The sequence below is a fragment of the Paraburkholderia sp. XV genome, assembly GCF_020177535.1.
Classification (GTDB): domain Bacteria; phylum Pseudomonadota; class Gammaproteobacteria; order Burkholderiales; family Burkholderiaceae; genus Paraburkholderia; species Paraburkholderia caribensis.
In genome coordinates this window covers 1-22121 of sequence record NZ_JAGUUD010000084.1, presented here as the reverse complement: position 1 = coordinate 22121, position 22121 = coordinate 1, and the positions used below count along the sequence as shown (strand labels likewise).

Below are 22121 nucleotides of genomic sequence, written 5' to 3'. Positions count from 1 at the left end.
GCGTGCCGCGTGGCACGCCACGTGCACCGCTTCTGTCATGAACATCCTCATGGACAGGAGCGCCAACATGACCCGCGACCCGACTTCTCCCGACAACTCGACGGCCCGCCCGGACAACCATGCGCCGCGCGGCGAACCGGAACCGCCCGACACGTCGAAAGATCTGCCCGACTTGCCCGATCCCGTCGAAGTAGGCGAAGACGGTTGAGCGGAATAGCGGTTGCTCGATAGCGGCTGTACGCATGCTTCATACGGACCAACACAGGGAGAACCATCATGACATTGCAGAACCAGACACGAGGTGGCGCGGATATCGTCGGCACGAGTCGCGGCAGAAGCCGCGGGCCGGGCCCCGAAGTGATGGCCGCCGATACGCTGGACGGCGACAAGGTATTGAGCGCCGACGGCGACGACATCGGCAAGATTAAGGACATCATGCTCGACGTCCGCTCGGGGCGCATCGCCTACGCGGTGTTGTCGAGCGGCGGGTTTCTCGGCATCGGCGACAAGCTGCTTGCGATCCCATGGAGCGCGCTCACGCTCGACGTGGACCGCGAGTGCTTCCTGCTCGACATGCCGACGGAAAGCGTGAAGAACGCGCCAGGCTTCGACAAGGATCATTGGCCGTCGATGGCCGATTCCACATGGGCCACCTCGATCCATCAATACTACGGACGCGAACCCTATTGGGGCAGAGGCGGCGGCAGAGACGATGAGTTCGGCGTCGGCGACGTCGCGCCCGGCTCGTCGGATGCGCCCGAAGCGGGCGGCGTGAAGCTATAGAGCCCGCCAGCCTGCGTCGACACGACCGAACGCAGCGCCGTCCGCTCGCTACGCGATGCCAGCCTGGCGGGCGGATTCCATTTATAGGGAACATCATGGCTACCACCAGCAAACGCAGCGGGACATCCCGCGCGAAGAAAGCGACCGTGGCGCACGCGTCGACGCGCGCCCGCGGCGGCCGTCCGCCGCGCCAGCGTCACTCTCAGGCGAAGGCTGCGCACCGCGCGCGAACGGCGGCATCGGGCCGCTCGGGGAAGAACTCGAAGTACTGGTCGCACCACGTGATGGAAACCAGCGACGCGATGGACATCGAAAAGGACATCTTCAAAACCGGGACTGCCGATGAAATCGCGCAATCGCTGAAAGGCTCGTCGACGCATAGCAAACGGCGCAAAGGCACGCCGTATCAGTCCGCGATGTCGATGCTGAACTTCTATATCAACCGCGCAGGCCGCAACCTGCCCAAATCGCGCAAGAGCACGCTGGAGCAGGCCAAACGCAAGCTGCGCGAAGCGTTCGGCCGCGCGCCATGAATGCGTCGCGCGCCATCCGCTGATGCACGACGAGACTGTGTGGTGGTATCTGATCGTCGGCGGCGTGCTGATCTTCATGGGCGTCGCCGCCACGACGTTCAAGCGCCTGCCGCTGTCGGCGGCGATGCTCTACCTCGTCATCGGCTACGCGCTCGGGCCGTCCGGACTCGGCCTGCTGCAACTCGATCTCGCCCGCGACGCGCACATACTGCGCCCCATCACGGAAGTCGCCCTGCTCGTATCGCTGTTCGCGATCGGACTGCGTCTGCGACTGCCGCTCCTTGCGCCCATGTGGACCTTGCCGCTGCGGCTCGGCTTCGTCGCGATGGTGTTGACGATACCGCTGCTCACGCTGGTCGGCGTACTGCTGCTCGATCTCGCCTGGGGTCCGTCGTTACTGCTCGCGGCCATGCTTGCACCGACCGACCCCGTGCTCGCGCATGACGTCGGCGTCCAGGATTCCGACGATCTGGACTTGCTGCGCTTTTCGCTATCGGGCGAAGGCGGACTCAACGACGGCATCGCGTTGCCGTTCGTGCTACTGGGGCTCGCCCTATGCGCATCCGGCCCGGCGCGCGGCGACGACGTGAGCGGCTGGCGCATCGCATTCGAAGCAATCGCGGGGATTCCGGGCGGCCTCGTGACGGGCGGATTACTCGGCTGGGTAACCACCCGGTCGGTCGCATGGTTACGCACGCGGCACGCACAGGCACTCGGCCTCGAAGGCTTCTTTGCGCTTGGGCTGATCGGACTCGCTTACGGCGCCGCCCTGCTCGTGCATTGCAATGGTTTCGTTGCCGTCTTTGCCGCGGGCGTTGCGATGCGCAGCGTCGAGCATCGCGCGAGCGGCGGCCGGTCGGCGCGCGAAGCGATCGGCACGGTCGATTCGGAAGATGTGGGCGCGACGGCCTCCGATCCGCAAAAGGCCCATGCCTTCATGGCCGAATCGGTGCTCGGTTTCACCATTGAACTGGAACGCATTGCCGAAGTCGCGGTGATGATGATCGTCGGCAATGTGCTCGCGACTTCTGGCGCATCGCTCTTCACGTGGCACAGCGTGGTGCTGATCGTGGCGCTCTTTATCGTGGTGCGGCCCATCGCCGTCGAAGCGTCATTGCTCGGGTCGAGTGCCGCGCATGCGCAGCGCCGCTTGATGAGCTGGTTCGGCATACGCGGCATCGGGTCTTTCTACTATCTCGCGCTCGCCCTGGAGTCGATGCAGCAACGTCACATGCAAGACCTCCTGCCCCTCGTGCCGTTGACACTCGCCGTCATCACTTCTTCCGTCATCGTGCATGGCATAAGCGCAACGCCGCTGATGAACTGGTATCACCGTATCCGAAAACCGGATCGCTAATTCCACTCAAAATAGCTTTAAGCGTTTTATTCGCCTCAGCATAAACCCCTATGCTTCACGAATACAAAAGCGCGTCACTTTTTGAACACGCGCCGTATCCGCAACAGCGGGCGCTTTCAAGCAAGAACGAGGCTAGGCGGACACCTGAATGTTGTCTATGATAGCCGCTGACGCAATTGATGAGAACAAGACGTCACAACATCAATCTGCCCGTTCAGATTAGCAGAACAGCTCTCTGTCAATGACGTTAAGCGAATCGCATCATTATTTGAGAAAAATCATTTTCGCATTCGCGCGAGTGTGCCAGGCGATCCGAACCGTCCGCCTGCAGCAAATTCGCATGCCAGGTCTGCTTGTCGTTGCATTGGCATTGTCCGTTCATTCCGCCTTTGCCGACGACACTACCCCGTCTGTCACGCAACCGTCATTTGCGCTCTATTACGGCAAGTCACCGCCCGTCGAAATGCTTTCTGCATTCGACGCAGCCGTCATCGAACCTGAAAGCGGCTTCGATCCGCTTGCGCATCGCTTGCCGCATACCACGTGGTTCGCTTATGCGAGCGTCGGCGAAGTGCTGCCCTCGCGCAGCTATTACGCCGATCTGCCGAAGAACTGGCTGGCGGGAAGCAATGAAGCGTGGGCATCTCGCGTGATCGATCAAAGCCAGCCCGAATGGCCCGCGTTCTTTGTCGATCATGTCATCAAACCGCTTTGGGACAAAGGCTATCGCGGCTTCTTTCTCGACACGATGGATTCGTGGCAACTCGTCGCGAAGACCGACGAAGCACGCGCACGGCAGACGCAAGGGCTGGCCAATGTGATCCGCGCGATCAAGGCGCGCTATCCCGCTGCAAAACTGATCTTCAATCGCGGCTTCGAGATTCTCCCGCAGGTGCACGACCTCGTGTACGCGGTTGCGTTCGAGTCGCTGTATCGCGGCTGGGATCAGGCGCAGCAGCGCTATACGGCAGTCTCCGAAGCGGACCGCGCATGGCTGCTCGGACAGGCGCGGACAATACGCGAGCAATATCACCTTCCCGTCATCTCGATCGACTACTGCGCGCCCGCCGATCGCGCCTGCCAGCAGGACACCGTCGCGAAGATCAGGGCGCAAGGCATCGTGCCTTACGTAACAGACGGCGCGCTGGCGACGATGGGCGTCGGCGCGGTCGAACCCGTCAAGCGTCGCATTCTGGTGATCCAGGACCCGCCGCTGCACACGGACCTGAACGTGTCGCCCGGCGTGCGCTTTCTGGCCACGCCGCTCAACTATCTGGGCTACCGGATCGACTATCGCGATGCGCGCGACCCCATGCCCGAAGGCGATCTGCGCGACCGCTATGCGGGCATCGTGCTGTGGCTCGAAAACCCGGTGCCGAACAGCAAGGCGTATCGCGACTGGCTCATGGCGCAGATCGACGCGAAGATTCCCGTTGCCGTATTCACGACTTTCGGCACGCAGATGGACGCCGATCTCGCGAACAAACTCGATCTCGAAACGGTGGCAGGCGCGCCGTCCAACGGCAAGCTCGACGTCGAATCCTACGATCCGAAGCTGATGGGCTTCGAAATGAAGCCGCATCCGCTTGCCCGGGATTTCACGCCCGTCCGTGTCGGGCCGCATAGCCGTTCACTGCTGCGGCTGCGCTCGGGCGGCTTCGTGATCGACGGTGCAGGCATCACGCCTTGGGGCGGCTATGCGATGCGCCCCTTCGGCGTGTACCAGCTGGATGCCGTCAATCAGGCGCGCTGGGTCGCGCAACCTGTCGAATTTCTACGCACTGCCTTGCGCCTGAACAACGACATGCCTGTGCCGGACACGACGACGGAAAACGGGCGGCGCCTGCTGATGTCGCATATCGACGGCGACGGGTTCGCCTCGCGCGCTGAGTACACCACCTCCACGCCGGCCAACACCGACGTCACGCCGCAATACTCGGGCGACATGCTGTATGCGCTGTTGCGCGATTCCGGCATGCCCACCACCGTCTCGCTGATCGAAGGCGAGGTGAGCGACGAAGGCCCGTTCAAAAGCTTCGCGCCGCACCTGCGCACGATCGGCAGACGGATCTTCGAATTACCGAATGTCGAAGTCGCGACGCATACCTATACGCACCCGCTTCGATGGATGCGGGTCACCGGGCTCGGTGTCGCCGACTCCGGCGATACGCCGGCCGAAGGCGGCAGCCAGACGAACAGCAGCGGCCTGTCCATCGACATTCCCGGCTACCGGTTCAATATCGACCGCGAGATCAAAGGCTCGATCGACTATATCGACCGCAATGTCGCGCCCGCGTCGAAGCCCGTGCGCATGGTCCTGTGGAGCGGCGATTGCCAGGTGCCCTCGCCCGTTCTCAAGGCGGCGTACGAAGCGGGCGTGCTGAACCTGAACGGCGGCGATACGCTGATCACGAAGAGCTTTCCGAGCTGGGCCGCGATTGCGCCGCTTGGCGTAATGAAGAACGGCTACTACCAGATCTTCGCGCCCAATCAGAACGAAGAGCCGTACACGGACCTCTGGCATGGGCCGTTCTATGGCTTTTCTCGCGTGCTCGAAACGTTCGCGATGACGGACAAGCCAATCCGCTTCAAGCCAATGGACATCTACTACCACATGTTCACGGGCACGAAGTACGCGTCGATGAAAGCGCTGAGGCAGATCTTCGATACCGTGCTCAGGCAACCCGTCACTCCCGTCTTCACCTCCGAATACGCGCGCAAGGTGCTCGACTGGCTCGACACCAGCATCTATCAGGAGCCGGGCAGCAACGTCTGGGTCGTGCGCAACGAGGCGAATCTGCGCACCGTGCGGCTTCCCGCCGGCAAGGTGCCCGACATGTCGAATGCAACAGGTGTCGCAGGCTATCTGCCGGGACCGGGCGGCACCTATGTGCACCTGACGGGCGACGGCATTGCACGTTTCGCCGTGATCGACCAGTCCGCAGCGCGCCCTGTGCCCTATCTCGCCGAAGCCAACGGCATGCTCGACCACTTCGTGAGCACGCGCAACGGCTTTTCGTTCGATCTGCGCTCGCACGTCGCGCCGATGTTCCGCGTCGCCAACGCGGGCGCATGCCGCGTGACGAAGCGTGCCGTGACCGGTTCCACCAACGACTATCGCCAATTGCATGTCGACGTCGCCTGCGACACCTGAGCGGCAGCGGCTCTTTTCGCCCGCTGTGATCCTCGTGCTCGGCCTGCTGGTCGGCGTGATGCTCGCGCTCGCCTTTCCGCGCGAGAGGATCGAATCGCGGCTGCTCGAAGGCGCGAATGTCGACAGTCTCACGATCGCCTATCTGGAAGCATGGCTGCGCGTCGATCCGAACAACGCGGAAGTGCTCTCCGAACTCACGCGTGAATATCTGAAGGGGCAGCGTATCTCGGATGCGACGCGCATCCTCGACCGTCTGTCGCATTCCAACGACCCGAACGCGCGGCAAAGCGCGTTGGCCATTCGCTTGTCGCTCGCGCAGCAGCGGCTGTATTCGTTGAAACCGAATGACCCGGCGCGGTCCGCGCGCCTTGCCGAACTCGATGCACTGCTGCGCGAAGCGCTCGACTACAGGTGGGACAACGAGCAATTGAAGATGCTTGCGCAGCAGGCGCGCGGGCTGAACGACAACGCGCTCGCCGCACGCTACTACACGCTGCTCGCGCAGTCCGATCGGGAGCACGCGAGCAGGTGGCTGGCCGAGCTCGCGCAAACACAGTTGGGCAACCGGCAGCATCGCGCAGCCGCCGAGGCGTGGTTCGCGGTACAAGCGCAGGCCACCACGCGCGATGAGAAGCGCGCCGCGTTCATCGCCGGTTTGCGCGCGCTGCAATCGGGCAACGACATGCCCGCGACGATGCAGGCGGCCGACCAGCACATCGGCGATCTCGCCGACGATCCTGAAACGCTGCGCTTGCTCGCCAATCTCGCACTGGCTGCGGGGCGTCCCGATCTCGCTTCGAAGTACGTGAAGCGATTGATGAAGATGTCCGCGCTGGATCATGAGCCGGCGCGTTCGCGGCGGGTGTCGTTCGTGCCCAGGCGCGCGACGGACCCGGGCACGGTCGAGCATCGCACGGCGCGCGGCGTATGGCTGCGCGCGGCGTGGTATCGTCCGCACGCGTCGCGCGGCGCAGCGCTGCGCCATGCGCTCAAGGACGCGTCCGGCACGCAAACCACCGCCCGCGTGGTACGCATTGCCACGACAGCGCCCGCGAGCGACGCCACCGCGGCCGACTATGAACTCGCGTATCGCGTGTTCCTCGCGAACGGTGATGTCGCGAACGCGCAGCGCATCGCGCAAACGGCCGTCGACCGCGATCCGCAGTCGATTCCATGGCGCGAGCGTCTCGCGCAGGTGGCCGAATGGAACCGGCGTCAGGACGTTGCGCTCGCCAACTACCTCGCGATCGCGAAGATGCGCGGCACCGAAGACGACTGGAAAAAGATCGCGCGTCTCGCGCCCGGGCTCAACGACAACGCCGCCATGCTCGCCGTCACGCTGCATCAGGCTGGCCAGCAACCGGAAAATCTGAAGCTGCTCGATGCCGTCGTCTTCTCGTACGAACGCATCGCCGATCCCGATGCCGCGTTGAGCTTTCTACGCACGCGCTTCAATGGCCCGTTGCGCCGCCAGGCAATGGAACGCTACGCGCAAGTCGCCGAACGCAAGGGCGACGACGATCTTGCGCTACGCATGTGGCGCGATCTCGAACGCGAATATGGGCCAAACGCAGCCTACGGATTGAAGATCGGCACGATGCTCTATACGCGCACGCAGTTCGACGCCGCGCTCGCCGCGATGAACGAAGCGAAGCGCGGTGCGTCTGCATCGAATGACGAATTCTGGCGCTTCTACGCACTGCTCGCCGACTCCAATCAAAACACGCGCGATGCGCGGCTCGGTTATCGCCAGTTGATCGCGGGCGGCAAGGCCGGCCCGCAAGACTACGAGACGATGACGAACTTCTTCAACGCGTCGCCGCTCGACGCGGGCCGTCTCGCGGAATATGCGTATCGTCATGGCGGCCCGCCGCGCATGCTGTCGGAAGCGTTGTATGGCTATCAGCGCGCGCATGCGTGGGGCCGCATCGGTATCCTGCTCGCCTCCCTCACGCCTGCGCAACTCGATGCGGCCGGGCAGTCGGCCACGTTCCTGCTCGCACGCGCCGAATACGAACGGCAAACAGGCGCCAACGATGCCGCGCTGCGCGACATCGAACGCGCCGCCGCGCTCGATCCGAACAACCCGGAAGCGCGCGCGGCCCACATCTGGGTGCTGAACGAGCGCGGCACGGATGCCGCCCTGCTCGCGGCACTGCGGCGTTACGCAGGCGACGCGGAGAACGATCCGCAGCTATGGCCCGCGTACGGCGCAGCCTGGTTGCGGCTCGGCGATGGGCGCAAGGCGCTGCATTATCTGCACAAGCAGGCCGCGCAAGCACGGCACAGCGCATTGTGGCGTCTCACGTTCGCGGACGCACTGGAACTCAACGGCCGCGTCGATGAAGCGTGGCGCGTGCGCAAGCAGGTCTGGCTGGAACTGGCGCGCCGCCGGCGCGATCCGTCGCAAGACGCGCCGTTGCCCGACGCCGGGCAGGACGATCTGCGCGGCCGCTATGTCGCGCTCACGCAGCTGTATGCGAGCGGCGACCGCTCGCGCGCGGTGTTGATCGACCTGCTGCGCGCCGATCGCAACGGCGCGGGCGACGCTCAGGCGGCTGCGTCCGAGCTTGGCGACATCGGCCAGCTGCCGCCCGCGAAGCAGGACGAGATCCGCAAGCGGCAGCGCCTCTATTCGGCCATCGCGCGCGAGGCGGCCATTTCCTGGGCGCAGAACGAAGAGGCGTCCGAGATGGAGCGCGCCTGGCTGGAACAGCAATACATCGACCACAGCCAGCGTCCCATCTACGCCGAAGCGCAACTCGCGATCAACGACGGCGACGTCAACGAACTGTCGCGCCTGCTCGACACGCTGCCCGATCTGATTCCGCGGCAGAACCGCGTCGATGCGCAGGCGCTCACGGGGCGCACGTCTGCCGCGCAAACCAGCGCGGTCGACTCGCTCACGCGCGAGCCCAACGACGAAGTGATGCAGGCGATGGCACGCGAGCAACTGCTCAGCAATGCGCAGGCGTTGGCGGGCGCATTCCGTTACGTCGATCAGGGGTCGCTGCGCTTCACCGAGGAATCGGCGACGGGCAGCGTGCGCCTCACGCCTTCGCAGAACCTGCAGTTTCGCTATCAGCAGCGCGACCAGACAGTGGACGGCTCGCAACTCGCCTACGCGCCGAAACACGACAGGCTCGCCGAGGCGATCTATCGCCACAAGGGTCAATATGACGAAGAGCACGTCACGCTGGGCCGCCGCAATGCGCTCGAAGACTTCACGACGGCGCGCGTCGAAGGCACGTACAACGTCACGCAGCGCCTCACGCTGACCTATGCGCTCGGCTACAACCAGGCCGCGACGGAATCGACGCAACTGACCGTGGGCGGCACCAAGGACCTCGCGACGCTCGGCTTCATCTACCGGCTCGATCCGCACTGGTTCGGCGGCGCACGCTACGAGTACACGCGCTTTCATGGCCAGGACCGCTCGTACCTCGGCAACGGCAGCCTCGTCGAAGCGAACCTCGGCTACAAGATCAAGGCGGATTATCCCGACTACACGATCCGCGCCGTCTTCGCACACGGCCAGTACAACGCGACGGGCGCACCGGGCGACGCGCTGCGCGTGCTGCTGCCGCAGAACACGCCGTTCACGGCCGCCGCCTTCATGCCGCAGACCTTCACGCAAGGCGGCCTGCTGTTTTCGTTCGGCGACGATCTGCCCGAGCAGTATTCGAAGGGATGGCGGCCGATGTTCGCGGGCGGCCCGATCCGCGACTCGCGCGCGGGCTGGTCGGGCCAGGCGGAACTCGGCATGGCGGGCAGCGTGTTCGGCAACGATCAGATGCTGCTGTACGGCGCCTATCAGGGTGTCTCGTCGAATCATTCGACTTCCGTGAAGGAAGTCGGCGTGCGCTATCGGTATCTGTATTGAAGAGCCTTTGAGGAGAATGACATGGACCACAGCAAGAACCTTCGCGCGCGCGCGCCGGCGTTGTTTGCATCGGCGTTGGCGTTGATCGCGCTCACGCTCGCGGGCTGCGCCGTCGTCGATCGCAGCGCGCCGCCCGCCATTGCGAAGACCGACAGTCTCGCGATTCTGCCTGTCGCGAACAACACCGAGACGCCGCAGGCGGGGCAGCGTGCGGCGTCGATTGCACAGAGCCTGCTCGCGTCGTACGGCTATACGAATCTGTCGCGCTACCCGGCGAGCGCCGACGACGAAACGCTGTTCGATGCCGCGAAACCGGACGCGCAGCAGAACGCGCTGAACTGGGCGCGCCAGCAGAATGCGCGCTATGCGCTGACAGGTGCCGTCAACGAATGGCGCTATAAGGTCGGCGTGGACGGCGAGCCGGCCGTGGGCCTCACTTTCGAGGTGATCGACGTGCAGACGGGCAAGGTCGTGTGGACGGGCACGGGCAGCCGCACCGGCTGGAGCCGCGATGCCGTGTCGGGCGTCGCGCAGAAGCTGGAGCGCGATCTGCTGTCGCCGCTCGCGCGGTGAGGCATGCCCTGCTCCGCACGACTATCATCGAAGCTGGCTTCGATTAAAGGCGAACGCCATGAACACGCAGGCTAACGAACACGCGGCGCCGCGCGGGCGGCACCGGCGACGCCAGGCGCAAAGCGTCGGCGCGGGCTCCTGGTGGGCCCGCGTGATCGCGCCGCCGCGCGGCTCCGCGCGTCGCCGCACGGTCGCCGCGCTCGAAACGATTGTCGCGACGTTGATCGCGATTGCCATCTGCTGGGCCTTCGACCACGCCGATCCGCTGTTGGTCCAGAGCGGCTTTGGCTGGATCTGGATCGTGCCGCTCGTCATCGCGCTGCGCTACGGGTCGATTGCGGGCGTGTTTTCCGGGCTGATCCTGCTGGCCTCGTGGTATGTGCTGTACCCTGAACACGGCGGCGCGTCCGCGCCCGTTTCGCTCGCCCATGCGTTGATGGCTGCGCCGCACATGCGGCTCTTTCCCGTGAGCTTCTTTCTCGGCGGTTTTGTCATCACGATGCTGTGCGGGCAATTCGGCGACATCTGGATCACGCGCTTGCGGCAAGGCCGCATCGCCAACGACTATCTCGCCGAACGCCTGTCCATTCTGACGCGCAACCAGTTCATGTTGCGCATCTCGCATGAACGGCTCGAACAGGATCTGCTCGGACGTCCCGCCACGCTGCGCGATTCGCTCGCGCGGCTGCGTACCGTGATCCTCAATCAGGAACCCACTGAGGCGCAGCAAGGCGTCGTCGATCTGCGCGGCGCGCAACCGTTTCTCGAAGCGGCTGCGCAAGCGTGCCAGATCGAAAGCGCGAGCGTGCACGCATGGCGCGGCGGCAAGCCTGCGGCTGCCGCTGGCGCGTCGATCGGCGCGCCAGCGGCGTTCGATCCCGACGATCCCCTCGTGCGCGAAGCGCTCGAAACCCGCACGCTGGTGCATGTCGAATCGAAAGCGAACCAGGACCTGTCGCTTAGCCGCTATGTCGCCGTCGTGCCGCTGATCGATGCGCAGAAGAACCCTGTCGGCGTGCTCGCCGTCGAGCGCATGCCGTTTCTCGCCCTCACGCGCGACAACCTGCAGTTCCTGCTGGTGCTCTGCAACTTCTATGCGGACGGCGTGCAGCACGCCGTGATCACACGCGAGACGCTGGCGGCCTTCCCCACTTGCCCGCACACCTTCGCCCTCGACTATGCGCGGCTCGTGCATCTGAAACACGATACGCAGGTGCAATCGTCGATCGTCGCGCTCGTGTTTCATAACGATGAACGCAGCACGACGCTGTACGAACACGTGCTGCGCACGCGCCGCGCGCTCGATGTGCAGTGGCCGTTGCGCGACGAACAGCATCGCGTGGTGCTCACGCTGATGCCGCTGTCGGGCGACAGCGCCGTCGACGGCTATCTGCTGCGGATCGAAGAGAATCTGCGCGCGCAATACGGCGTCGACTTCGAAGCGGCGCGCGTCGCCGTGCATTCGATGGCCGTGGCCGCCGACCAACCCATCGCCGCGTTGCGGCGCCTGCTGGAGCGCTGCGATGTCCGCTTCTGACGGCGTCACGACCGGCCGAAGCCCTCGTGCGGGCGCGCGCATCACCTTCGTTGGCGTGCTGCTCGTCGCGCTCGGGTTGGCGTTGCAGTTCGCCGTCTTCATGATCGCGACACGCGGCATGCCCGACACGTCCGCTGAATGGCTCGGCGGTCTGGTCGACACCGACGCCGCGACGCTGCGCGCCGCCGCGCATCTGAACACGCAGACGATGCTGCTGTGCCTGCTCGTTCAGGCCTGCGCCGCGCTCGCAACGTCGCTCGGTCTCGCGGAAATGATGCCCGCGCGCTACCGGCTGCCGCGCGTGGGCCTGCTCGCGTCGCTGTGGTTTATGAACTTCGCGGTGCCCGTCGGCGGGATACTCTGCTCGATCGGCGCGCTCGCGATTGCCGCCGCGTTGCCGCGGCCACGCGCGCAGTTGCCTGTCGTGCCCGTCGAGGAACCCGAGTTCGCCGCGAATCTGATCGGCACGGTGTCGTATGGACGCGGCGCGCGTCTGAAGGCGGAATTGCAGAACGCGGACGCGGGCACGTCGTTCCGCATGACCGCCTTGCTCGCGATGCAGACGATGCCCGCGCGCACCGTCTCGCCGCTGCTGCAAGGCATGCTCGCCGATCCGCTCGACGATATCCGCCTGCTCGCGTACGGCATTCTCGACAACCGCGAGAAAACGCTCACGCAGCAAATACTGGTCGAACGTCCGAAGCTCGATGTGAAGCTGCATCCCGAACTGAGCGATGCGGAGCGGGCGCACGCGAACAGGACGCTCGCGCAACTGTATAGCGAGCTGATCTACGAAAACCTCGTGACGGGCGACGTGTACCGCAATGCCGCCGATCAGGCCGACGGCTTCGCGGCTGCCGCGCTCGAACACGATCCGAACGACGCGGCGCTGTGGCGTCTGCGCGGCCGTCTTGCCATCGCGCGGCGCGATCTCGACGGCGCGGACACGATGCTGCAACGGGCGATCGATTGCGGCTTTCCGCGCGAGCGCATGTTGCCCTGGCTTGCCGAAACGGCATACCTGCGCCGCGATTTCTCGCGCGTGCGCAAGCTGCTCGCCGAAATCGACAACCGCGCCGCGACGCCGACGCTGGCCGCCGTTCTCGATTTCTGGAAGCCGCGCGGCCCGGGCGCCGCGTAACCTCGCTCTATCTGAGGCAGCCCTCATGTTCTCACCCCCAACGTCGTCACTGCCGCATGCGGATTCCGCCGATATCGCCCTGCTGCTCGAAGGCACGTTCCCGTATGTCAGCGGCGGCGTGTCGAGCTGGGTCAACCAGGTCATCCGCGCGTTTCCCGAGTATTCGTTCGCGCTGTGCTTTCTCGGCAGCCGTCCGCAAGACTATCCGAAGATGCAGTACGCGCTGCCCGACAACGTCGTGCATCTGGAGAACCACTATCTGTACGATTTCGCGCCGCCGCCGCTGGTGCACAAACAGCGCGGCGACGCGTCCGCGTTCATGCGCTCCGCGCATCTGCACGACGCCTTGCGCAACCCGGCGATGCGCCACGCGGCGGGCCGCATGCTCAAGGACATGCTGAACGACTTGCGCCCCGGCGGCGCATTGGGCGAAGACGCGTTCCTTTATTCGAAGGAAGCCTGGCAGTATCTGACCGACCAGTACCGGCAGTTCTGCACGGACCCGTCGTTCGTCGATTACTTCTGGACCGTGCGCATCATGCACAAGCCGCTGTGGCAGCTCGCGAAGATCGCCGAGGGCCTGCCGCGCGTGAAGATGTTCCATACGGTATCGACGGGTTATGCGGGCTTTCTCGGCGCGCTCGCGCGCTATCGGCATGCACGGCCCTTGCTCGTGTCGGAGCACGGCATCTATACGAAGGAACGCAAGATCGATCTGTTCCAGAGCGAATGGATACGCGACAACCGCAGCATCTTCGAGCGCGACGTGTCGCAGATCGGTTATTTCCGCGACCTGTGGGTGCGCTTCTTCGAAACGCTCGGGCACGTGTGCTACGACGCCGCCGAAGACATCATCGCGCTCTACGAAGGCAACCGCCAGCGCCAGATCCTGGACGGCGCGCCCGAAGCGAAAACCGCCAACATTCCCAACGGCGTGAATCTGCCGAAGCTCGCGCCACTGCGCGCGCAGCGCGCGCCCGGCGTGCCGAAGACGCTGTGCCTGATCGGCCGCGTCGTGCCCATCAAGGACATCAAGACCTTCATCCGCGCGATGCTGACCGTGGTGCGCCGCATGCCCGATGCCGAAGCGTGGATAGCCGGCCCTGAAAACGAGGACCCGTCGTATGCGGCGGAATGCCATGCTTTGGTGGAAAGTCTGGGCCTGAACGACAAGGTGAAATTCCTCGGCTTCCAGAAGATCGACGAATTGCTGCCGAAATGCGGCGTGCTGGTGCTCAGTTCGATTTCGGAGGCGCTGCCGCTCGTCGTGCTGGAAGGCTTCGCGGCGGGCGTGCCGTCCGTCACGACGGATGTCGGCTCGTGCCGCCAGCTGATCTACGGGCTGGAGGGCGACGACGCGGCGCTCGGCGCGGCGGGCCGCGTCGTGCAGATTGCCGATCCCCGCGCGCTTGCCGAAGCCGCGCTCGATCTGCTCGACGAGGACAACTGGCATGCCGCGCAACAAGCGGGCATTGCGCGCGTCGAGCGCTATTACACGCAGGATCAGATGGTCGGCTCGTATCGCGATCTGTATGCGCGGCTCACCGCGCAGGCGGATCTTGCCGATCCACCCGCATCGGAAGCCGGTCTTCTGATGCAGATGCCCCACTGAAAGGGAACACGCGACCATGGCAGGCATTGGTTTCGAACTGCGCAAGATGCTCCGGCGCGATACGCTGCTGGGGCTGATGCAGGCTTACACGTACGCTGGCCTGATCGGCGCGGGGCCGTGGGTGCTGTCGATCGTCGGCATTCTGCTGATCGGCGTGCTCAGCATTCCGTTCGTGTTGCCTACGGGATTGATCACGCAGTTCCAGGTGTCGGTCACGTATCTGATTTCGCTGTCGCTCGTGTTGACGGGGCCGTTGCAGCTTGCGTACACGCGCTTCACATCCGACCGCCTGTTCGAGAAGCGGCGCGATCTCGTGCTGCCGAATTTTCATGCGGTGATGTTCATCGTCACGGCCGCTTCCACATTGCTGGGCGGGCTCGCCGTCGTCTTTCTCTTTCCGCAGCAGACCGCTGCGTATCGCCTGCTGATGCTCGCGGGCTTCGTCGTGATGGGCAACATCTGGATCGCGACGATCTTTCTGTCGGGCATGAAGCAGTACATGTCGATCATCGTCGTGTTCTTCATTGGCTACGCGGTGACGACGGGTGCGGCGCTCGCGCTGAACCGTTTCGGCCTGACGGGCTTGCTGTCGGGATTCGTCATCGGACAGACCGTGCTGCTGGCGGGCCTGCTCGCGCTAATCTATCGCGACTATCGCAGCGATCATTTCATCTCGTTCGAAATGTTCCGCAGGCAGTACCGTTACCCGGCGCTGATGCTGACGGGCTTTCTGTACAACCTCGGCATCTGGGCCGACAAGTTCATGTTCTGGTATTCGCCCGGCACGGGGCAACCGGTGATCGGTCCGCTGCGCGCGTCGATCATTTATGACATCCCCGTGTTTCTCGCCTATCTCGCGATCATTCCGGGCATGGCCGTGTTTCTGATGCGTATCGAGACGGACTTCGTCGAATACTACGACGCGTTCTACGATGCGGTGCGCGAAGGCGCGTCGTTGCAGCACATCGAGCGCATGCGCAATGCGATGGTCGAAGCGTTGCGCAACGGCATCTGGGAGATCATGAAAGTGCAGGCGATCGCCGCGATGATGCTATTCGCGGCGGGCACGATCCTGCTGCAATGGCTGCAGATATCGACGCTGTATCTGCCGCTGCTGTATATCGACGTGATCGCGGCCAGCATGCAGGTCGTGTTCATGGGCACGATCAATGTGTTCTTCTATCTCGACAAGCGCAAGATCGTGCTGTCGCTGGTGGGCACGTTCGTCGCTTCGAACGTGGTGTTCACGGCGATCACGCTGTCGTTGAACCCCGCATATTACGGCTATGGCTTTGCGGGTTCGCTGCTGCTCGTCGTGCTCGCGAGTCTTTATCTGCTCGATCGCAAGCTCGACTCGCTGGAGTACGAGACTTTCATGCTGCAATGACAGCGCGGCGTGAACTGGCACGCCGCGCGGTTCATCGTTCGTTCACACGACGTTCCCAAAGCGCGCTTCAGCGATCTGCTGACGACGCGGATCGCCCTGCCGCTCCAGCATCCAGCCCGGATACTCGGACGGCAGACGGCTCACCTCGTCGAGCTTCCTGAGTTCTTCCACGCTCAACTCAACCTTCGTCGCGGCGATGTTGTCGTCGAGTTGTTCGACCCGCTTCGCGCCGACGATCACGCTCATCACCGCGCGTTGATGCAGCAGCCACGCCAGCGCAACTTGCGCAACCGAGACACCTTTCGCGTCGGCGATCGCGCGCATTGCGTCGACGCAATCGAACGCGCGCTCGCGATTCACGGGCGGAAAGTCGAATGTCGTGCGGCGGCTGCCTGCTTCCCCTTGCTGGTCGCGCTTGTATTTGCCGCTCAGCAAACCGCCCGCCAGCGGACTCCATACCATCAGGCCGAGGCCTTCGCTTTGCAGCATCGGCACCAGTTCGCGTTCGAGATCGCGGCCCGCGATCGTGTAATACGCCTGCAGCGTGTCGAAGCGCGCGAGGCCCAGGCGCTCGGAAATACCTAGCGCCTTCGCGATCTGCCACGCGGCCCAGTTCGATACGCCGATATAGCGCACGTGGCCGTGCTGCACGAGCGTGTCGAGCGCGCGCAGTGTTTCCTCGATCGGCGTGGCGGGATCGAAGCCGTGGATCTGATACAGATCGACATGATCGAGTTGCATGCGCTGCAGGCTCGCCTTGATGCCGTCCATGATGTGATAGCGCGATGCGCCGCGCGCGTTCGCGGAGTCGCCCGTCTGGCCGAATACTTTGGTCGCGACGACCACGCTGTCGCGCGGCACTTTCAGGTTCTTCAGCGCCTGCCCGGTGATCTGCTCGGAGACGCCGGACGAATAGACGTCGGCCGTGTCGATGAAATTGATGCCCGCATCGATCGCGCGGCCGATCAGACGTTCGGCGTCGCTCTGCTGCAAATCGCCGATGTGTTGCCAGATGCCGCCCGTGCCGCCGAAGGTCATCGTGCCGAGGCACAGTTCCGACACGAAAACGCCAGTACGGCCAAGCTGGTTGTATCGCATGGTTTGAGACTCCAGATGGGTGATGATGCGGTGCTGGGTCGATCAGGATACTCAATGCGTGGCGATGCTGCTGGTGGGTTGACATCGCTTTCGAGGCCGTCTGGCGCGAGGCGGCATGGATGGCCGGACAGCTTTTCGAGGAGGCTTTCATCGCGGTTTCATTCAGCACACGGGCGTATTTTTTCGGGCATGCGGGCGTCTGGCGGATGTAGCATCGGCGCCCTGCTCTACAGGCCGGCGGAATTGCCGCGCATCGGCTTATGCGGTAGCGGCGCTGCCGGTGCGTGTTAGAAGTTACCGACCGGTAGTTGCATTATCGGCACGTCTGCGTTCGCCTCGGCGCGCGCCTGCGAAACCTGCGAGACTGGACGGGTCTAACCGTTTTTACAGGCCCGGTGTGCCGCGCACTGGATATGCGGCGCCCCGCCCCCATCTTCCACGTCATGACTTCCGCCTCTTCCGCCGCCATCAGGCCGGCCGACCCGCTGGCCGATTTCCATCCGGCCGTGGCAGGCTGGTTCCAGAAGGCCTTTGCCGCTCCCACGGACGCCCAGGTCGCTGCATGGCCGTTGATCCGCAATGGCCGGCACACGCTCGTCGCCGCGCCGACCGGTTCGGGCAAGACGCTGACCGCGTTTCTCGCCGCGCTCGACGAACTCGTGCGCGATGGTCTGGCGCACGGCGGCGTATTGCCGGACGAAACGCTGGTGGTCTACGTATCGCCGCTCAAGGCGCTGTCGAACGATATTCGCGTCAATCTGCAAGCGCCGCTCGAAGGCATTGCGAACGAACTGACCGAACGCGGCTTGCCCGTGCCCGAGATCCGCACTGCCGTCCGCACGGGCGACACGACGCAACAGGAACGCGCCGCGTTGAAAAAACGCGCGCCGCACATTCTCGTCACGACGCCCGAATCGCTGTATGTGCTGCTCGGCTCGGCCTCGGGCCGCAAGATGCTCGCGACGGTGCGCACGGTGATCGTCGATGAAATCCACGCGATGGCAGGCGGCAAGCGCGGCAGCCATCTCGCGCTGTCGCTGGAGCGGCTCGATGCGCTGTGCGGCCGGCGCCTGCCGCGCATCGGCCTGTCGGCGACGCAGAAGCCGATCGAAGCCGTCGCACGTTTTCTGGTCGGCGGCGCGAGTGTGGACAGCGACGAACCCGCCGACTGCGCAGTCGTCGATGTCGGCCATGTGCGCGAGCGCGATCTCGCGCTGGAGATTCCACCCGTGCCGCTCGAAGCGGTGATGTCGAACGAAGCGTGGGAGCTCGTCTACAACCGCCTCGCCGAACTGGTTGCGCTACACCGCACCACACTCGTGTTCGTCAACACGCGGCGCATGGCCGAGCGCGTCGCACGGCATCTGACCGAGCGTCTCGGCAAGGACGCCGTCGCCGCGCATCACGGCAGCCTCGCGAAGGAACATCGCCTGGACGCGGAGCAGCGTTTGAAGCGCGGCGAGTTGCGCGTGCTGATCGCAACGGCTTCGCTGGAACTGGGCATCGATATCGGCGACGTCGATCTGGTCTGCCAGATGGGCTCGCCGCGTGCGATCGCACCGTTTCTGCAACGCGTCGGGCGTTCGGGCCACCATGTGGGCGGCATGCCGAAGGGCCGGCTGTTCCCCGCTTCGCGCGACGATCTGATCGAATGCGCGGCGCTGCTCGATTGCGTGCGGCGCGGCGAACTCGATCTGCTGCACATTCCGCGCGCGCCGCTCGACGTGCTCGCGCAACAGATCGTCGCCGAGGTCTGCAACGCCGAATGGAGCGAGGACGCGCTGTTCGAACGCTTCCGTCACGCCGCGCCCTATGCCGCGCTCGAACGCGAGCAATACGACGCCGTGTTGCGCATGCTCGCCGAAGGCTACACCAGCCGTCACGGTCCGCGTGCGGCGTACGTGCATCGCGATGCCGTCAATGGCACCTTGCGCGGACGGCGCGGCGCGCAGCTCTACGCGGTCACGTCGGGCGGCACCATTCCGGAGAATGCCGATTACACGGTGGTGCTCGAACCGCAAGGGCTCAACATCGGCACGGTCAACGAAGACTTCGCCGTCGAAAGCCTTGCGGGCGACGTGTTCCAGCTCGGCAATGCGTCGTACCGGATCATGCGCGTCGAAAGCGGCCGCGTGCGCGTCGAGGATGCGCAAGGCCAGCCGCCGAACATTCCGTTCTGGCTCGGCGAAGCGCCGGGACGCAGCGATGAATTGTCGGCGGGCGTCGCGCGGCTGCGCTCGGAGATCGAGCGGCGGCTTGCCGTTGCAAAGACCACGTCATCCGTTGCCTCGGATACCGATGCATTTTCCGGGTCGCACGACGGCATCGCGACCGTCGCCGAGCAAACGGCCACGGTTGCGCTCGATCTCGAACCCGCGATAACGTGGCTCATCGAACAGACTCATCTGCCTGAAGCGGCGGCACGCCAGATCGTCGAATATCTGGCGCGCGCGCGCCAGGCACTCGGCGCGCTGCCGACACAAGACACGCTCGTGATGGAGCGCTTTTTCGATGAATCGGGCGGCACGCAGCTCGTGATCCACACGCCGTTCGGCAGCCGCGTCAACCGCGCGTGGGGCCTCGCGTTGCGCAAGCGCTTTTGCCGCACGTTCAATTTCGAATTGCAGGCGGCCGCGACGGAAGATGCGATCGTGCTGTCGCTGACGGGCGCGCACAGCTTCGCGCTCGACGAAGTGTGGCGCTATCTGCGCTCGACGACGGCCGAACACGTGCTGGTCCAGGCGCTGCTGGACGCGCCGCTGTTCGGCGTGCGTTGGCGCTGGAACGCGACGACGGCGCTCGCCTTGCCGCGCTACACGGGCGGCCGCAAGACGCCGCCGCCGTTGCAGCGCATGCGCAGTGACGATCTGCTGGCGACCGTGTTTCCCGATCAGGCTGCGTGCCTCGAGAACATTGCCGGCGAGCGCGAGTTGCCGAGTCATCCGCTCGTCGACCAGACGCTCGACGACTGCTTGCACGAAGCGATGGACACGGATGGGTGGCTCGCGTTGCTGCGCCGGATCGAAGGCGGGCAGATCGCGCTCGTGAGCCGTGATTTACCCGCGCCGTCACCGCTCGCCGCGGAAATCCTCACGGCCAAGCCATACGCGTTTCTCGACGATGCACCGATCGAGGAACGCCGCACGCAGGCCGTGCTGAATCGCCGCTACACGAGCGGCCCCGAATCCGCCGACGATCTCGGCGCGCTCGATGCCGACGCGATTGCGAGTGTCGGTGAAGAAGCATGGCCGCAAGTGCGCAACACCGACGAGATGCACGAAGCGCTGATGGGCCTTGCATGCATCACGGAAGCCGAGGCGCAGCGCAACGAAAACTGGCCAGCCTGGCTCGCCGAACTCGCTAAGACAGGTCACGCCGCGCGCATGCAGATCGCGCAGCACGACGCGCTATGGCTGCCCGCCGAGCGGCTGACATGTCTGCGAGCGATCTATCCGCAAGCTGAAGTCGAACCCGCGCTGCGTGCGCCTAAGGGTTTCGACGAAGCGTGGACAGAAGACGACGCGCTCGTCGACGTGGTGCGCGCGCGGCTAACGGGATTCGGGCCGCTGCCGCTTGCGTCGATTGCACGCGCGCTTGCGCTGCCCGCTTCGACTGCCGCGCAGGCGCTCACGCGTCTCGAAGCCGAAGGATATGTGATGCGCGGACGCTTCACGCCGGGCGCCACGGATGAAGAATGGTGCGAGCGGCATCTGCTTGCGCGCATTCATCGCTATACGGTGCGGCGCTTGCGGCGCGAGATCGAGCCTGTGGAGCGGCACGACTTCATGCGCTTCCTGTTCGCATGGCAGCGTCTCACGCCCGATACGCGCGGCGAAGGGCGCGACGCGCTCGCCGCCGTGCTCGATCAGCTCGAAGGTTTTCAGGCGGCCGCGAGCGCATGGGAAGAGGACATCTTGCCCGCGCGGCTGAAGGACTATTCGATCACATCGCTCGACGAGCTGTGCCGGTCCGGGAAGATTGTCTGGACGCGGCTCACGGATCGCGCGCGCGGCGCGAGCGGCCCGGTGCGCAGCACGCCCATCGTGCTGTTGCCGCGCCGCGCGCTGCCCGTGTGGACCGCGCTGCTCGATACGTCGAAGCAGCCGGAGCTGTCGCCGAAAGCGCAGCTGGTGTTCGATACGCTGACGCAGCATGGCGCGATGTTTTTCGACGAGCTATCGGGCGATGTTCGTTTGCTGCGCGTCGAGCTGGAGCACGCGCTCGGCGAGCTGGTGGCGGCGGGTCTCGTCAATTCGGACAGTTTCGCGGGGCTGCGTGCGTTGTTGAAGCCCGTCGCGAAGCGCAACGCGTCGTACTATCCGAGTCGCCGTCCGCGCGGCGCGGGCGCGTTGATCGGCGGCATGGACGATGCGGGACGGTGGGCGCTATTGCGGCGGCCCGTTGCCGCTGTGCCGGATGACGCAGCTGCTGCGCCTCCTTCCAGACGTGCGGCGACGTTTGCACCGGAAGTGATCGAGCATGTCGCGATGGCGCTGTTGCGGCGCTATGGCGTCGTGTTCTGGCGGCTGCTGGAACGCGAAGCTGAATGGCTGCCGCCGTGGCGCGATCTGCTGCGTGTTTATCAGCGGCTCGAAGCGCGTGGGCAAGTGCGCGGCGGACGCTTCGTCAACGGTCTGGCGGGCGAGCAGTTCGCGCTGCCGGAAGCGATTCCGCTGTTGCGTGAGGTGCGTCGTCATGCGAACGACGGTGCTTTTGTTTGTGTTGCGGGGGGCGATCCGCTGAATCTGGTCGGGACGTTGCTGCCCGGTAGTAAGGTGCCCGCTGTGGCGGGGAATCGCGTGCTGTATCGGGATGGGGTTCCCGTCGCGTCGCTCGTTGCTGGGGAGTTTGTTTTGCCCGATGATGCGGATGGCGAAATGAAGCAGGTGATGAGGATGCGGCTCGCGAGGCGGTACTGAATTGGTTTGGTTTGGTTTTGGTTTGGTTTGGTTTGGTTTGGTTTTGGTTTGGTTTGGTTTTGGTTTGTACTTTCGCTGGCATCCGCGAATCGTTAGCTCGCTTCAGGCGTCGCCCCTGTGCGGGGCGGCACCTACTTTTCTTTG

General features: G+C 64.6%; 13 protein-coding genes. 12 read left to right on the top strand and 1 reads right to left on the bottom strand.

The features are described from left to right. Positions 1-67: 67 nt before the first annotated feature. The 11 genes from KFO72_RS30030 to pelG all read left to right on the top strand — a co-directional run bounded on the left by KFO72_RS30030 (position 68) and on the right by pelG (position 15960). Positions 68-208: a hypothetical protein gene (locus tag KFO72_RS30030; protein ID WP_167352367.1), complete on the top strand. Its 141-nt coding sequence runs from the start codon at positions 68-70 to the stop codon at positions 206-208. 68 nt (positions 209-276) lie between these two features. After that, positions 277-783 (top strand): PRC-barrel domain-containing protein, encoded by a 507-nt coding sequence (locus KFO72_RS30025; RefSeq protein ID WP_054934972.1) that lies wholly within the window; start codon positions 277-279, stop codon positions 781-783. A 95-nt stretch (positions 784-878) separates the two neighbouring features. Beyond that, complete coding sequence (locus KFO72_RS30020) at positions 879-1316, top strand: DUF3175 domain-containing protein (protein WP_176052373.1); 438 nt, start codon at positions 879-881, stop codon at positions 1314-1316. 22 nt (positions 1317-1338) lie between these two features. Then, positions 1339-2673, top strand: a complete 1335-nt coding sequence (locus KFO72_RS30015; protein WP_054934974.1) for a cation:proton antiporter — start codon at positions 1339-1341, stop codon at positions 2671-2673. Positions 2674-2914: 241 nt separating this feature from the next. Further along, positions 2915-5827 carry a bifunctional glycoside hydrolase 114/ polysaccharide deacetylase family protein gene (locus tag KFO72_RS30010; protein ID WP_412101809.1) on the top strand — a complete coding sequence of 971 codons (2913 nt, stop codon included), beginning with the start codon at positions 2915-2917 and terminating at the stop codon, positions 5825-5827. Further along, the gene (locus KFO72_RS30005; RefSeq protein ID WP_225033661.1) at positions 5802-9710 is read left to right on the top strand and encodes a tetratricopeptide repeat protein; all 3909 of its coding nucleotides are present in this window, start codon (positions 5802-5804) and stop codon (positions 9708-9710) included. Before KFO72_RS30010 ends, KFO72_RS30005 begins: the two co-directional genes overlap by 26 nt. Before the next feature lie 21 nt (positions 9711-9731). Further along, on the top strand, positions 9732-10283 hold the full coding sequence (locus KFO72_RS30000; protein WP_054934977.1) for a penicillin-binding protein activator LpoB: 552 nt from the start codon (positions 9732-9734) through the stop codon (positions 10281-10283). Between the two features lie 58 nt (positions 10284-10341). Then, positions 10342-11820, top strand: coding sequence for a PelD GGDEF domain-containing protein (locus KFO72_RS29995; RefSeq protein WP_224101117.1), 1479 nt, complete (start codon positions 10342-10344; stop codon positions 11818-11820). Then, positions 11807-12961: a tetratricopeptide repeat protein gene (locus KFO72_RS29990; RefSeq protein ID WP_060606433.1), complete on the top strand. Its 1155-nt coding sequence runs from the start codon at positions 11807-11809 to the stop codon at positions 12959-12961. Before KFO72_RS29995 ends, KFO72_RS29990 begins: the two co-directional genes overlap by 14 nt. A gap of 25 nt (positions 12962-12986) precedes the next feature. After that, a complete protein-coding gene (pelF, locus tag KFO72_RS29985) occupies positions 12987-14573 on the top strand; it encodes a GT4 family glycosyltransferase PelF (protein ID WP_225033660.1) in 1587 nt (528 codons plus the stop codon). A 16-nt stretch (positions 14574-14589) separates the two neighbouring features. Continuing rightward, on the top strand, positions 14590-15960 hold the full coding sequence (gene pelG, locus KFO72_RS29980) for an exopolysaccharide Pel transporter PelG (RefSeq protein WP_062916662.1): 1371 nt from the start codon (positions 14590-14592) through the stop codon (positions 15958-15960). A gap of 42 nt (positions 15961-16002) precedes the next feature. Here the strand turns inward: pelG and KFO72_RS29975 are convergent, their stop codons facing one another. Beyond that, complete coding sequence (locus tag KFO72_RS29975; protein WP_060606424.1) at positions 16003-17058, bottom strand: aldo/keto reductase; 1056 nt, start codon at positions 17056-17058, stop codon at positions 16003-16005. A 443-nt stretch (positions 17059-17501) separates the two neighbouring features. Here KFO72_RS29975 and KFO72_RS29970 point away from each other — a divergent pair, with 443 nt between their 5' ends. Next, positions 17502-21977 carry a DEAD/DEAH box helicase gene (locus KFO72_RS29970; protein ID WP_225033659.1) on the top strand — a complete coding sequence of 1492 codons (4476 nt, stop codon included), beginning with the start codon at positions 17502-17504 and terminating at the stop codon, positions 21975-21977. Positions 21978-22121: the final 144 nt, after the last annotated feature.